This is a genomic window from Dactylosporangium sp. NPDC050588 (assembly GCF_040654975.1).
GTDB classification, from domain to species: Bacteria; Actinomycetota; Actinomycetes; order Mycobacteriales; family Micromonosporaceae; genus Dactylosporangium; species Dactylosporangium maewongense.
This window is the reverse complement of sequence record NZ_JBFAJA010000002.1, coordinates 110,442-123,778: the sequence shown is the minus strand read 5'-3', so window position 1 is coordinate 123,778 and position 13,337 is coordinate 110,442. Positions and strand designations below refer to the sequence as shown.

The following is a 13,337-nucleotide window of genomic DNA, read 5'->3' as shown; positions in this document are numbered from 1 at the left end:
CGCTCGTCGAAATCTTGCGGTAACGAAATGGGAACGCTCCCATTGCCCCATTGACACGTGGCAGACGAGGCGCCAGTCTCATGGGAGCGCTCCCGTGGCTGTGGCCGGTGACACACCCCGCGGCCACGGGGCCACTCAAATGCTCGACCCGCCATACCCCGCGACACCCGAACGACGGACTTCACACCCGGGTCCGCCGTCGATGCATCACACCCCCACCACACACCCATCACGACCTGAGAGAGGGGTCAGGATGAGCGTCACCTCACGCCGTCTGCGTTCGATCGCCGCGGCCACGCTCGCCGTGGGTCTTACCCTCGGTATGACCACCGCGTGCAGTGCGAAGAAGGACGACGAGCCCAGCGCCGACGGCACGGGCCCGGTCACCATCTCGCTGTCCTACTTCGGCACGCCCGGCTTCAACCAGGCGGTCAAGGACTTCGAGGCCGCCAACCCGAACATCAAGGTCGACGTGAAGAACGAAGGCCAGACCAAGGACTTCGCTCCGAAGCTCGCCCAGTGGATCTCCGCCGGCAGCGGCGCGAGTGACGTGGTCATGCTCGAAGAGGGCATGCTGCTGCAGTACCTGAAGGACAACAAGGGCTTCGCCAACCTGCTGGACCTGGGCGCGGCGTCGCTGGAGAAGGACTACCTGTCCTTCAAGTGGAAGAACGCCTTCACCGCGGACGGCAAGAAGCTCGTCGGCCTCGGCACCGACGTCGGCCCGCTCGCCATGTGCTACCGCACCGATCTCTTCCAGAAGGCCGGCCTGCCGGTTGACCGCGACGCGGTCAGCAAGCTGTGGCCGACCTGGCAGGAGTACGTCAAGCAGGGCGAGATCTTCAAGTCGAAGAACACCGGCGCCGCCTGGACCGACTCGGCGACGAGCGTCATGCAGCCGTACATCATGCAGAACGCCGACAGCTGGTTCTACGACAAGAGCGACAAGTACATCGGTGACACCAACAAGGCCGTCAAGGACGCCTACGACCTGGGCATGGACATGGCCGCCAAGGGCCTGACCGCCAAGCTCGCCCGCTGGCAGGCGGACTGGGACGCCGCGTTCAAGAACGCCGCGTTCGCGACCGTTCCGTGCCCGCCGTGGTACACGGGTGTCATCAAGGAGCGCGCCGGCGACGCCGGCAAGAACAAATGGGACATCGCGACCATCCCCGGTAAGGGTGGCAACTGGGGCGGCTCCTACCTCGCGGTCCCGGAGCAGAGCAAGCACAAGAAGCAGGCCTTCGAGCTGATCAAGTTCATCACCGGCAAGCAGGGTGGCCTGGACGCGTTCGCCGAGGCGGGCCCGCTGCCCTCGTCGATCGCCGCGCTCGACGACCCGAAGATCACCGAGGCGAAGAACGACTACTTCAACAACGCGCCCGTCGGCAAGATCTACGCCGCCGCCGCCAAGGAGCTCAAGCCGATCTACCTCGGCCCGAAGCACCAGGCGCTGTGGGAGAACGGGTTCGAGCCGGCCATGCAGGCCGCCGAGCAGGGCAAGCTGAGCGCCCAGGCGGGCTGGGACAAGGCCATCAAGGACAGCAAGGCACTCGCCGAAGGCTGACCGATGCGTTGACGGCGGAGGCGGCGTCGAACCTGACGCCGCCTCCGTCCTCCACATAGCCCGTTGATCGGAAGGGATCCACCCCCCATGGCTACCAACGTCGGCGAGGTCACCGGACCTCGCCACGGGCGCGCCCCCGCCGGGCCACCGAAACCAGCGTCGCGGCGCTCCGTGCGGGTCGGGCGGCTCGACCTGCGACTGTCGCCGTACCTGTTCGTCGCGCCGTTCTTCGTCCTCTTCGCGGTGTTCGGCGCGTACCCGCTGGTCTACACCGCCATCCTGTCGACCCGGAAGAACACCCTGACGGGTGGCGACGCGGGCTTCGTCGGGCTCGAGAACTACCGCAAGGTCCTCTGGGACGAGCACTTCTGGATCGTCATCTTCAACACGTTCGGCCTGTTCATCGTCGCGACCGTGCCGCAGCTCATCTTCGCGCTGCTCATCGCGAGCTGGCTCAACAAGAAGATGCGGGCCCGCACCGCGATCCGCATGGGTGTCCTCATCCCCAACATCACCTCGGTCGCCGCCGTCGGCATCGTCTTCGGCCTCATCTTCGCCGACCGCTACGGCTTGGCGAACTGGCTTCTGGACGCCGTCGGCCTGCAGCCCGTCGAGTGGCGCAACAGCCGCTGGTCGTCGTGGACCGCGATCGCGTTCATGGTCGACTGGCGCTGGACCGGCTACAACGCCCTCATCTACCTGGCGGCGATGCAGGCGATCCCGAAGGAGCTGTACGAGTCGGCGTCGCTGGACGGCGCGTCCGCGGCCCGCCGGTTCTGGCGGATCACCGTGCCGCTCATCCAGCCGACGATCCTCTTCACCGTGATCATCTCGACGATCGGCGGCATGCAGCTGTTCACCGAGCCGCTGCTGTTCAACTACGGCCGCATCCAGGGTGGCTCGCTCAACGAGTTCCAGACCGTCGCGATGTACATCTACGAGACCACGTTCACGAACAACTACAACGTGGGCCGCGGCGCCGCGATCTCCTGGCTGCTGTTCGTGATCATCCTGATCTTCGCACTGATCAACTTCGCTCTGGTGCGCCGATCCGTCAAGGGGCAGACCTCATGAGCGGCCAGCGAAGCGGCTCGGGCCGCTCATCATGTGTCAGGTTTGGCTCAGGCCGACGCCGGAGCGCAGCGGAGGTGGTGGCATGAGCGGCCAGCGAAGCGGCTCGGGCCGCTCATCATGTGTCAGGTTTGGCTCAGGCCGACGCCGGAGCGCAGCGGAGGTGGCGGCATGAGCACGACTATGACTCGGCCTAGGAGCATGCCGGGCACGCCGCCGCCGGGGAAGAAGGGCCGGGTCCGCAGCGCCTCGTCGGCGCTGTGGGACGCCAGCCCGCTGACGTACCTCGCGCTGATCATCACGATCGTGCTGTCGATCTTCCCGATCCTGTGGTCCTTCATCGTGGCGTCGCGCGACAACAGCGCCGTCACCGACATCCCGCCGCCGCTCACGCCCGGCCCGAACTTCTTCGACAACGCCTCGCGGGTGCTGGCCAACACCGACGCCAACTTCGTCTACGGCCTGATCAACTCGGCCATCGTGTCGTCGTGTGTAACCTTGTCAGTGGTGTTCTTCTCCACGCTCGCCGGCTTCGCCTTCGCGAAGCTGAAGTTCCGCGGGAAGAACGCCCTGCTGCTGATCATCATCCTCACGATGATGATCCCGACCCAGGTCAACATCATTCCGCTGTACCTGCTCATGGTGAAGTTCGACTGGACGAACACCCTCCAGGCGGTCATCGTGCCGTTCCTGGTCAAGGGCTTCGGCGTGTTCATGATCCGGCAGTACGCGGAGTCCGCGATCAGCGACGAGCTCATCGAGGCCGCCCGCGTCGACGGCGCCTCCACCTGGCGGACGTACTGGTCGGTCGTGCTGCCCGCGCTGCGTCCGGCGGCGGCCGTGCTGGGCCTGCTCACGTTCATGGAGACCTGGAACGACTTCCTCTGGCCCTACGTCGTGCTCAACGGCGACACCCCGACCGTGCAAGTTTCACTGAACATTCTCGCCACCGGTTATTACAAGACCGACTACGTGCAAGTCTTTACCGGGACAGCTCTTGCGATCGTGCCGCTGCTCCTGGTGTTCATCGCATTCGGCCGTCAGATCATCGGCGGCATCATGGAAGGTTCGGTCAAGGCGTGACCAGCATCGACCCGCTGACGTTCCCACCCGGTTTCGTGTGGGGTGCGGCGACCGCGTCGTACCAGATCGAGGGGGCCGCCCAGGAGGACGGCCGCACCCCCTCGATCTGGGACACGTTCAGCCACACCCCGGGCAAGACACTGGGCGGGGACACCGGCGACGTGGCCTGCGATCATTACCACCGCTTCCGCGAGGACGTGGGGCTGATGAAGGACCTGGGCATCAACGCCTACCGGTTCTCCGTCGCGTGGCCGCGTGTCCAGCCGGGCGGGTCGGGGCCGGCCAACGCCAAGGGCCTGGACTTCTACCGGCGGCTCGTCGACGAGCTGCTGTCGCACGACATCACCCCCTGGGTGACGCTGTACCACTGGGACCTGCCCCAGGAGCTGGAAGACGCGGGCGGCTGGCCCGCCCGCGACACCGCGGCCCGGTTCGCCGACTACGCCACGCTCGTGCACGGCGCGCTCGGCGACCGGGTCCGCCACTGGACGACGTTCAACGAGCCGTGGTGCTCGGCGTTCCTCGGCTACGCGTCGGGCGTCCACGCGCCGGGCCGCCAGCACGCGCCCGACGCCCTGGCCGCCATGCACCACCTGCTCCTCGGCCACGGCCAGGCGATCGAGTCGATCAGGGCCGCGGATCCCACCGCGCAGCTGGGCATCACGCTCAACCTGTACGCGATCTCCGCGGCCGACGAGACGAAGCCCGGGGACCTCGACGCCGCCCGGCGCATCGACGGGCTCGCCAACCGGATCTTCCTCGACCCGGTGCTGCTCGGCTCGTACCCGGCGGACGTCGTGGCCGACCTGCGGGGGATCAGCGACTTCGGCTTCGTCCGCGACGGCGACCACAAGCAGATCGCGCAGCCGCTGGACCTGCTGGGCATCAACTACTACAGCCGCCACGTGGTGGCCGGCGAGGACCCCGACGTCCCCGCCGAGCCCTACTGGCGGGCGCCGACGTCGTGGCCCGGCAGCGAGACCGTCCGGTTCCTCAAGCGCCCCGGCGTCCCCGTCACCGACATGGACTGGGAGGTCGACGCCCCGGGCCTCACCGAGACGCTGACCCGCGTCGCCCGCGACTACCCGGCGGTCCCGCTGTACATCACGGAGAACGGCGCCGCGTACGTCGACACCGTCACCGACGAGGGCACGGTGGAGGACACCGACCGGGTCGCCTACTTCGACGCGCACTTCCGGGCCTGCCACGACGCGATCGCCGCCGGCGCCCCGCTGAGCGGCTACTTCGCCTGGTCGCTGCTGGACAACTTCGAATGGGCGTGGGGCTACACCAAGCGCTTCGGCATGATCCGGGTCGACTACGACACGCAGCAGCGGACGGTCAAGGCCAGCGGCCACCGGTTCCGCGAGGTCATCAAGCACAACGGCCTCGGCGAGTAACGTGCGCCGCCCGACGCTGGACGAGGTGGCCGCGCGCGCCGGCGTCGGGCGCGGCACGGTCTCCCGGGTGATCAACGGCTCGCCGCAGGTCAGCCCGGAGGCCCGCGCCGCTGTCGCCCGCGCCGTCGAAGAGCTCGGGTACGTGCCCAACCGGGCCGCCCGCGCCCTCGTCACCCGCCGCACCGACTCGGTCGCCCTCGTGGTGTCCGAGTCGGAGGAGCGGGTCTTCGGCGAGCCGTTCTTCGCCGGCATCGTCCGTGGCGTCAGCAACGTCCTGGCCGACACGTCCCTGCAGCTGTGGCTCGCGATGGCGCAGTCGCCGTCGCAGCGGCTCATGGTCGAGCGGCACCTGTCCGACCAGCACGTGGACGGGGTGCTGCTGCTCTCCCTGCACGACGACGACCCGCTCCCGGCGCTGCTCGGCAAGCGGGGGCTGCCGACCGTCCTCGGCGGGCGGCCGGCGCACATGCTCGAGATCGAGCAGGCGGGCGGGGGCGACAACGAGGTCGCCTACGTGGACAACGACAACGAGGGCGGCGCTCGCACCGCCGTCGAGCACCTGATCGGCCTCGGTCGCCACTGCATCGCGGTGATCGCCGGCCCGCAGGACATGGCGGTGGGCATCGCCCGCCTTCGCGGTTACCGGGAGGCGCTGCGCCTGGCGTCCCTCCCGCACGATCAGCGACTCATCGCGTACGGCGACTTCAGCGAGGCGAGCGGGGCCGACGCGATGCACCGCCTCATCCATCTCAACCCCGGACTCGACGCCGTCTTCGCCGCCTCCGACCTGATGGCCGCCGGCGCCATCCGCGCCCTGCGTGAGCTGGGCCGGCGGGTGCCCGCCGACGTGGCCGTGGTCGGGTTCGAGGACTCCGCCGTGGCCCGGCAGACCCAGCCGCCGCTCACCACCGTGCACCAGTCGGTGGAGGGCATGGGGCGCGAGATGGCCAGGCTCCTGCTGGCCCGCATCGCCGGCGGGCCGGCCCACTCGACTGTGCTCGACACGCACCTCGTGGTCCGCGAGTCCGCCTGAAGCAGCGCAGTCTCTATCCCCCCAGCAGGAGGCACACCGTGCGCTTCGGCCACTTCGACGACGAACGCCGCGAGTACGTCATCGACCGACCAGACACCCCGCTGCCCTGGATCAACTACCTCGGCACCGAGGCGTACTTCGGCATCATCTCCAACACCGCCGGCGGCTACTCGTTCTACCGCGACGCCCGGCTGCGCCGGCTGACCCGCTACCGGTACAACAACGCGCCGATGGACCTCGGCGGCCGCTACATCTACCTGCGCGACGAAGCCGAGTTCTGGTCGCCCACCTGGCAGCCGACGCAGACCGAGCTCGACGACTACGAGTGCCGGCACGGGCTGTCCTACACGCGGGTCGCCTCCCGGTACCGCGGTATCAAGGCCGAGACGCTCTACTTCGTGCCGCTCGGCGAGACCCTCGAGGTGTGGCGGCTCAAGGTCACGAACGAGCGGGACACGGCCGTGTCGCTGTCGGCGTTCTCGTCGATCGAGTTCTGCCTGTGGGACGCGCAGGACGACGCCACCAACTATCAGCGCAACTTCAACACCGGCCAGGTCGAGGTCGTCGACGGCGTCATCTACCACAAGACGGAGTACCGGGAGCGCCGCGACCACTTCGCCTACTTCGCGTGCAGCGAGCCGCTCGCCGGCTTCGACACGTCCCGGGAGGCGTTCCTCGGCCCCTACCGTTCCTGGGACCGGCCCCTCGCCGTCGAGCGCGGCGAGTCCGGCGACTCGATCGCCCACGGCTGGCAGCCGCACGGGTCGCACCACGTGAAGCTCACCCTCGAACCGGGGGAGACCCGCGAGATCGGCTTCGTCCTCGGGTACTGGGAGAACCCCCGCGACGCGAAGTTCGACCCGCCGGGCTCGCAGACCATCAACAAGGCCGGCGCGCAGGCGAAGGTCGCCACCTGGCTGGCCCAGGAGACCGTCGACGCCGGCCTCGCCGCGCTCGCCGCGCGCTGGGAGGAGCTGCTCGGCGGGCTGCGCGTGCAGACCCCCGACGCCGACACCGACCGCATGGTGAACATCTGGAACGCGTACCAGAACATGGTCACGTTCAACATGAGCCGGTCGACGTCGCTGTACGAGTCGGGGATCGGCCGCGGGATGGGCTTCCGCGACTCGAACCAGGACCTGCTCGGCTTCGTCCACATGATCCCGGAGCGGGCCCGCGAGCGGATCCTCGACATCGCCGCCACGCAGCTGCCGACCGGTGGCGCGTACCACCAGTACCAGCCGCTGACGAAGCGCGGGAACAACGACATCGGGTCCGGCTTCAACGACGACCCGCTGTGGCTCATCCTCGGCGTCTCCGCGTACATCAAGGAGAGCGGCGACTGGAGCATCCTCGACGAGCCCGTGCCGTTCGACAACGCGCCCGGCAGCGAGCAGTCGCTGTACGAGCACCTCAAGCTGTCGCTCCGGTACACCACCGAACGCCTCGGGCCGCACGGCCTCCCGCTGATCGGCCGGGCCGACTGGAACGACTGCCTCAACCTCAACTGCTTCTCCGACACGCCCGGCGAGCCGTTCCAGACCACGGAGAACGCCACCGGCGGCGTGGCGGAGTCGGTGTTCATCGCCGGCCAGTTCGTCCTCGCCGCCCGCTCGCTCGCCGAGCTGGCTGTGCACAAGGACGACGATCCGGCGGCCTACCTGACCGCCGCGGAGAAGATGACCGGCTCGATCGCCGAGCACGGCTGGGACGGCGCGTGGTTCCGCCGCGCGTACGACTTCCACGGCAACGTCATCGGCTCCGCCTCCAACGACGAGGGGCAGATCTTCATCGAGCCGCAGGGCATGTGCATCATGGGTGGCGTCGGCCTGGACGACGGCACCGCCGTGCGCGCCCTGGCCAGCGTCCGCGAGCGGCTCGCCACCCCGCACGGCATCGTGCTGCAGCAGCCGGCGTTCTCGTCGTACCGCATCGAGCTCGGCGAGATCTCCTCCTACCCACCGGGGTACAAGGAGAACGCCGGGATCTTCTGCCACACGAACCCGTGGCTCATGATCGCCGAGGCGATGGTCGGCAACGGCGACGGCGCGTTCGACTACTACAAGCGGATCAACCCGTCGGCCCGCGAGGAGATCGGCGACCTGCACCGCTGCGAGCCGTACGTGTACGCGCAGATGATCGCCGGCCGCGACGCGCCCACCCACGGCGAGGCGAAGAACTCCTGGCTGACCGGGACCGCCGCGTGGAACTACGCGGCCGTGACGCAGTGGATCCTGGGCATCCGGCCGGAGCTGTCCGGCCTGCGGATCGCGCCGGTCATCCCCTCGTCCTGGTCCGGTTTCTCGGCGGTACGGCGCTTCCGCGGCGCGACGTACACCATCACCGTCCACAAGGAGCCCGGCGTCGCGGCGACCTCGTGCTCGCTCACCGTCGACGGCGTGCCCGTCGACGGCGGTGTCCTGCCGGTCGCCCCGGCCGGCAGCTCGGTGCAGGTCGAGGCGCATTTGTCGTAGATCGTTTGGTTTTACTTCTGGTTTGCTTCGGTTTTGCCGCCGCGGTGTCGCGATTCTGGGGCACCGCGGCTGCAAGATCGCTAACGTGTGCGCACAATGGGGCGTGTCTTCCACCAACAGCCGCCCCCGTTCCGCGGGCCGCCCCACCCTCGACGAGGTCGCCTCGCGCGCCGGCGTGGGGCGGGGCACGGTCTCGCGGGTCGTCAACGGCTCGCCACAGGTGAGCCCGGAAGCGCGGGCGGCCGTGCAGAAGGCGATCGACGAGCTCGGCTACGTCCCCAACCGCGCCGCCCGCGCCCTCGTCACGCAGCGCACCGACTCCGTCGCGCTCGTCGTGTCGGAGTCGGAGGAGCGGGTCTTCGGCGAGCCGTTCTTCGCCGGCATCGTCCGCGGCGTCAGCTCCGCCCTCGCCGACACCCAGCTGCAGCTGTGGCTCGCCATGGCCCAGTCCCCGGCGGAGCGCCAGCGCGTCGAGCACCACCTCACCAACCAGCACGTCGACGGCGTCATGCTGCTCTCCCTGCACGACGCCGACCCGCTGCCGCAGCTGCTGGAGCAGCGCGGCCTGCCCGTCGTCCTCGGCGGCCGCCCCGCCCGCATGCTGTCGTCCGCCGGCGGCGCCTCCTCCGACGTGGCCTTCGTGGACGCCGACAACGAGGGCGGCGCCCGCCTGGCCGTCGGCCACCTCCTGGACCGCGGCCGCCGCCGGATCGCCGCGATCGCCGGCCCGCAGGACATGGCCGCCGGCGTGTCCCGCCTCGCCGGCTACCGCGAGGCCCTCGACCGCGCCGGCCTGCCCGTCGACGAGTCCCTCATCGCCTACGGCGACTTCAGCGAGGCCTCGGGCGAGGTGGCCGTCCGTGAGCTGCTCGCCCGCGACCCCTCGGTCGACGCCGTCTTCGCTGCCTCCGACCTGATGGCCGTCGGCGCCCTGCGGGCCCTGCGCGAGCTCGGCAAGCGCGTCCCGTCGGACGTCTCCCTGGTCGGCTTCGACGACGTCGCCATCGCCCGCCAGACCGACCCGCCCCTGACCACCGTCCACCAGCCCGTCGAGGCCATGGGCCGCGAGATGGTCCGGCTGCTGCTCGCCCGCATCGCCGGCGCCGCCCCCACCGCCGTCATGGTCGAAACCCACCTGGTCGAACGCGCCAGCACGCTGTAATGCTGTGATTCCCCCACCGCTGCCGCGGCGGGGCCCGGCGGGGATTCTCACCCGCACCCCAATGCGCCGCTCCGCGGCGCACTGCCCGCGCTATGGCGCGAGGCAGGCCAAGCGGCGCTTGCGCGCCGCATCCGGTGGTCGCCCTCCGCGCCTTCCCCATGATCCGGAAGACTTTGTGTCGTCATAGCAGCACAAAGTCTTCCGGATCATGAGAAGACCGCGCCCGCCATCACCCCGAACGGCTGTGATTCCGGAACCGCTGCCGGACATGATCCCGAGCGTTGTGGTCTTCGCGTTTCACATGATCCGGAAGAGTTTGTGTCGTCGTGGGCGCACGAAGTCTTCCGGATCATGAGGATGTGCGCCGGGGGCCGGGGCCGGGGGCAGTGGGGTGGTGTCGCCCGGCTGCCGGTCTCCGTTGGCCGCCGCTTGATCGAATGACGGATCTGGCTGTGATGGTGGCCAGAACTGCGATTCGATCAACCGTGGAGCGGCGCGAAGGTCGGTGGCCGGCGGTGGCGCGGGGGAGTGGGCACCGGATGCGGCGCGCATGCGGGTGAGGCTGCCGCGCGTCAGCGCCGGCAGTGCGCCGCACAGCGGCGCATTGGGGTGCGGGTGAGAATCCCCGCCGGGACCCGCCGCGCAGCGGTGGGGCGGAAGCACAGCGCCGTTTGCGGGAGGTGGGGATCGGGAAAAGCGGTCAATGGAGGAGAGGTGGCTGAGATGACCGCACAGTGGAAGAAGGGTAAGCGGCGCGCGGAGAGCGTGGCTGAGGACGCCTGGGACTATCTGGTGTCCGCGGTCGAGTCGGCGCGTTCGGTCGGCGGGTCGGTGAAGGACCGGGCGTATGACCTCGCGGATGAGGCGTCGAGCCGGTACGGCGCGGCGTCGGACCGGGTCGGGTCCGCGGCGGACGAGGCGTGGCACCGGGCGAGCCTGGCGTTCGACGCGTTGTCGGGGCGGAAGCAGCGCAAGCCGTGGGGCTGGATCGCGATCGCCGTGCTCGGTGGGATCGCGGTCGGCTGGGCGGCCGCCGCTTCGGCACCGAAGGCGATCCAGGCGGCGCAGGAGCGCTTCGAGGACGTGGAGGACCTGCCGTCCGCCACGTACGAGGCACCGGCCCCGTACCGCGTCGCGGAATGAACGAACGGGCCGTCCCCCGGAGGCAGGGGGCGGCCCGCTTTCAAGCCCGTCTCCAGGCCCGTCTCCAGGCCCGTCTCCAGGCCCGTCTCCAGGCCTGTCTCCAGGCCCTCTTTAGGGCCCGTCTTCAGGAGCTCAGCTGTACTTGCGCAGCTCACGCTTGGCGAGGGACGCGCGGTGCACCTCGTCGGGGCCGTCGGCCAGGCGCAGCGTCCGGGCCTGTGACCAGAGGGCGGCGAGCGGGGTGTCCTGGCTGACGCCGGCCGCGCCGTGGGCCTGGATGGCCTTGTCGACGACCCATTCGGTCATCTGCGGCACCGCGATCTTGATCGCCTGGATCTCGGTGTGGGCGCCCTTGTTGCCGACGGTGTCCATCAGCCAGGCGGTCTTCAGGACCAGGAGCCGGGCCTGTTCGATCCGGACGCGGGACTCGGCGATCCAGTCGCGCACCACGCCCTGCTCGGCCAGGGGGCGGCCGAACGCGATCCGGTCGCTGACCCGCTCGCACATCAGCTGCAGGGCGCGCTCCGCCATGCCGATGAGCCGCATGCAGTGGTGGATGCGGCCCGGGCCGAGACGGGCCTGCGCGATCGCGAACCCCGAGCCCTCCTCGGCGATGAGGTGGTCGGCGGGGACCCGTACATCGGCGAACTCCACCTCCGCGTGACCGCCGTGGGCGGCGTCGGTGTAGCCGAACACGTGCATGCCGCGCTTGACGGTGACGCCCGGGGTGTCCCGCGGGACGAGGATCATGCTCTGCTGCCGGTGCCGCTCGGCGGAGGGGTCCGACTTGCCCATCACGATGAAGATGGCGCAGTTGGGGTTCATGGCGCCGGAGGACCACCATTTGCGGCCGTTGATGACGTACGAGTCGCCGTCGCGCTCGATCCGGGTGGCGATGTTGGTCGCGTCGGACGAGGCGACGTCGGGCTCAGTCATGCAGAAGGCGGACCGGATCTGGCCCTCCAGCAGAGGCTTCAACCATCGGTCCTGCTGTGCCGGTGTACCGAACCCGGCGAGGACCTCCATGTTGCCGGTGTCGGGCGCGGCGCAGTTGAGCGCCTCGGGCGCCAGGTGCGGGCTGCGGCCGGTGATCTCGGCGAGCGGCGCGTACTCCAGGTTGGTGAGGCCGGCGCCGAAGCGGTCGTCGGGCAGGAACAGGTTCCACAGGCCGCGGTCGCGGGCCGACGCCTTCAGCTCCTCGATGACCGCGGGGCGCGCCCACGGGTCGTCCAGCGCGGCCAGCTCCGCCTCGAAGCGGGGCTCGGCCGGGTACACCTCCTCCTGCATGAAGTCGGTGAGCTTCTCGTGCAGCTCGGCGGTGCGCGTGTCGAAGCGGAAGTCCATCAGCTCTCTCCGTTGATCGCTGCGAGACCCTGCGCGAGCAGGGGCGGGACCAGCGCGCCGATCTGGTCGAAGCCGGCGCCGACCGTCTGGCCGCTGGTGTAGCGGAAGTGGATGCCCTCGAGGATGACGGCCAGCTTGTAGCAGGCCATCGCGACGTACCAGTGCAGGTCGTCCAGCGCCGCGCCGCTGGAGACGGCGTAGCGCTGGAGCAGCTCGTCGCCGGACGGGAACCCGGCGTCGGCCCCCAGTCCGTCGGCGATCGGGTTGAAGCCGAGCTTCAGGCGGTCCAGCACCGTCCAGTACGCCAGCAGCAGCCCCAGGTCGGTGAGCGGGTCGCCGATGGTGGCCATCTCCCAGTCGAGGACGGCCGCGACCTTCAGACGGGCGGGGTCGACGATGAGGTTGTCGAGCCGGTAGTCGCCGTGCACGATCGCGGTGGTGGCGGAGACGGGGATCGTGGCGGCGAGCCGGTCCCGCAGCTGCGCGGCGTCGGGCAGGTCGCGGCTCATCGACTGGGCCAGCTGCTTCGACCAGCGCCGGACCTGCCGCTCCAGGAAGCCCTCGGGCCGGCCGAAGTCGCCCAGGCCGATCCCGGCGGGGTCGACGCGGTGCAGGTCGGCGAGGGTGTCCATCATCGCGAACGCGACCTCGCGCCGCGCCTCCTCGCTGAGCGCGTCGGTCTGCCCGCGGCTGCGCAGCACCACCCCGGGCACCCGGGACATCAGATAGAACGGCGCGCCGAGGACGCTGTCGTCCTCGCACAGCAGCAGCGCCTCCGGGACCGGCACGGTCGTGGGGCCGAGCGCGGAGATGATCCGGTGCTCCCTGGCCATGTCGTGCGCGGTGGCGAGGACGTGCCCGAGGGGTGGGCGGCGCAGCACGAAGACCTCGTTGACGATGTAGGTCAGGTTGGACCGGCCGCCGGCGATGAGCTCGGCCTGGATGGGTTCGGTGACGAGCCCAGGAGCCTTGTCCTGGAGGTACGCCGCGAGGCGGGCGAGGTCGAGACCGGGCGGGGTGCTCATCCGGCCAGTCCAGGGGTGAGACGCGTTCTCTGTCA

At 69.8% G+C, this 13,337-nt stretch carries 10 protein-coding genes; 8 read left to right on the top strand and 2 right to left on the bottom strand.

Going from position 1 to position 13,337, the window contains the following annotated elements:
* The first annotated feature begins 322 nt into the window (after window positions 1–322).
* The 8 genes from AB0I21_RS01765 (at window position 323) to AB0I21_RS01730 (ending at window position 10,933) form a co-directional block, all read left to right on the top strand.
* On the top strand, window positions 323–1,567 hold the full coding sequence (locus tag AB0I21_RS01765) for an extracellular solute-binding protein (RefSeq protein WP_360558287.1): 1,245 nt from the start codon (window positions 323–325) through the stop codon (window positions 1,565–1,567).
* A gap of 87 nt (window positions 1,568–1,654) precedes the next feature.
* A complete protein-coding gene (locus AB0I21_RS01760) occupies window positions 1,655–2,641 on the top strand; it encodes a sugar ABC transporter permease (RefSeq protein ID WP_360558286.1) in 987 nt (328 codons plus the stop codon).
* A 198-nt stretch (window positions 2,642–2,839) separates the two neighbouring features.
* Entirely contained in the window at window positions 2,840–3,721 is an 882-nt protein-coding gene (locus tag AB0I21_RS01755; protein ID WP_360558447.1) for a carbohydrate ABC transporter permease, read from the top strand.
* Window positions 3,718–5,121: a GH1 family beta-glucosidase gene (locus AB0I21_RS01750; RefSeq protein WP_360558284.1), complete on the top strand. Its 1,404-nt coding sequence runs from the start codon at window positions 3,718–3,720 to the stop codon at window positions 5,119–5,121. Before AB0I21_RS01755 ends, AB0I21_RS01750 begins: the two co-directional genes overlap by 4 nt.
* A 16-nt stretch (window positions 5,122–5,137) precedes the next feature.
* Window positions 5,138–6,154 carry a LacI family DNA-binding transcriptional regulator gene (locus AB0I21_RS01745; protein ID WP_360558445.1) on the top strand — a complete coding sequence of 339 codons (1,017 nt, stop codon included), beginning with the start codon at window positions 5,138–5,140 and terminating at the stop codon, window positions 6,152–6,154.
* 38 nt (window positions 6,155–6,192) lie between these two features.
* Window positions 6,193–8,628 carry a glycosyl transferase gene (locus tag AB0I21_RS01740; RefSeq protein ID WP_360558282.1) on the top strand — a complete coding sequence of 812 codons (2,436 nt, stop codon included), beginning with the start codon at window positions 6,193–6,195 and terminating at the stop codon, window positions 8,626–8,628.
* 103 nt (window positions 8,629–8,731) lie between these two features.
* Window positions 8,732–9,790 (top strand): LacI family DNA-binding transcriptional regulator, encoded by a 1,059-nt coding sequence (locus AB0I21_RS01735; protein WP_360558280.1) that lies wholly within the window; start codon window positions 8,732–8,734, stop codon window positions 9,788–9,790.
* Window positions 9,791–10,513: 723 nt separating this feature from the next.
* A complete protein-coding gene (locus tag AB0I21_RS01730; protein WP_360558279.1) occupies window positions 10,514–10,933 on the top strand; it encodes a hypothetical protein in 420 nt (139 codons plus the stop codon).
* A gap of 132 nt (window positions 10,934–11,065) precedes the next feature.
* Here AB0I21_RS01730 and AB0I21_RS01725 read toward each other — a convergent pair whose 3' ends face one another.
* Window positions 11,066–12,277: an acyl-CoA dehydrogenase family protein gene (locus AB0I21_RS01725; RefSeq protein WP_360558277.1), complete on the bottom strand. Its 1,212-nt coding sequence runs from the start codon at window positions 12,275–12,277 to the stop codon at window positions 11,066–11,068.
* A complete protein-coding gene (locus AB0I21_RS01720; protein ID WP_360558276.1) occupies window positions 12,277–13,302 on the bottom strand; it encodes a phosphotransferase family protein in 1,026 nt (341 codons plus the stop codon). Before AB0I21_RS01720 ends, AB0I21_RS01725 begins: the two co-directional genes overlap by 1 nt.
* Between the last annotated feature and the right edge of the window lie 35 nt (window positions 13,303–13,337).

Bases quoted from the DNA above. Each gene is read 5' to 3' on its own strand.
- AB0I21_RS01765 (WP_360558287.1), top strand. From the start codon at position 323: ATGACCACCGCGTGCAGTGCGAAGAAGGACGACGAGCCCAGCGCCGAC.
- AB0I21_RS01760 (WP_360558286.1), top strand. From the start codon at position 1,655: ATGGCTACCAACGTCGGCGAGGTCACCGGACCTCGCCACGGGCGCGCC.
- AB0I21_RS01755 (WP_360558447.1), top strand. From the start codon at position 2,840: ATGCCGGGCACGCCGCCGCCGGGGAAGAAGGGCCGGGTCCGCAGCGCC.
- AB0I21_RS01730 (WP_360558279.1), top strand. From the start codon at position 10,514: ATGACCGCACAGTGGAAGAAGGGTAAGCGGCGCGCGGAGAGCGTGGCT.
- AB0I21_RS01725 (WP_360558277.1), bottom strand. From the start codon at position 12,277: ATGGACTTCCGCTTCGACACGCGCACCGCCGAGCTGCACGAGAAGCTC.
- AB0I21_RS01720 (WP_360558276.1), bottom strand. From the start codon at position 13,302: ATGAGCACCCCGCCCGGTCTCGACCTCGCCCGCCTCGCGGCGTACCTC.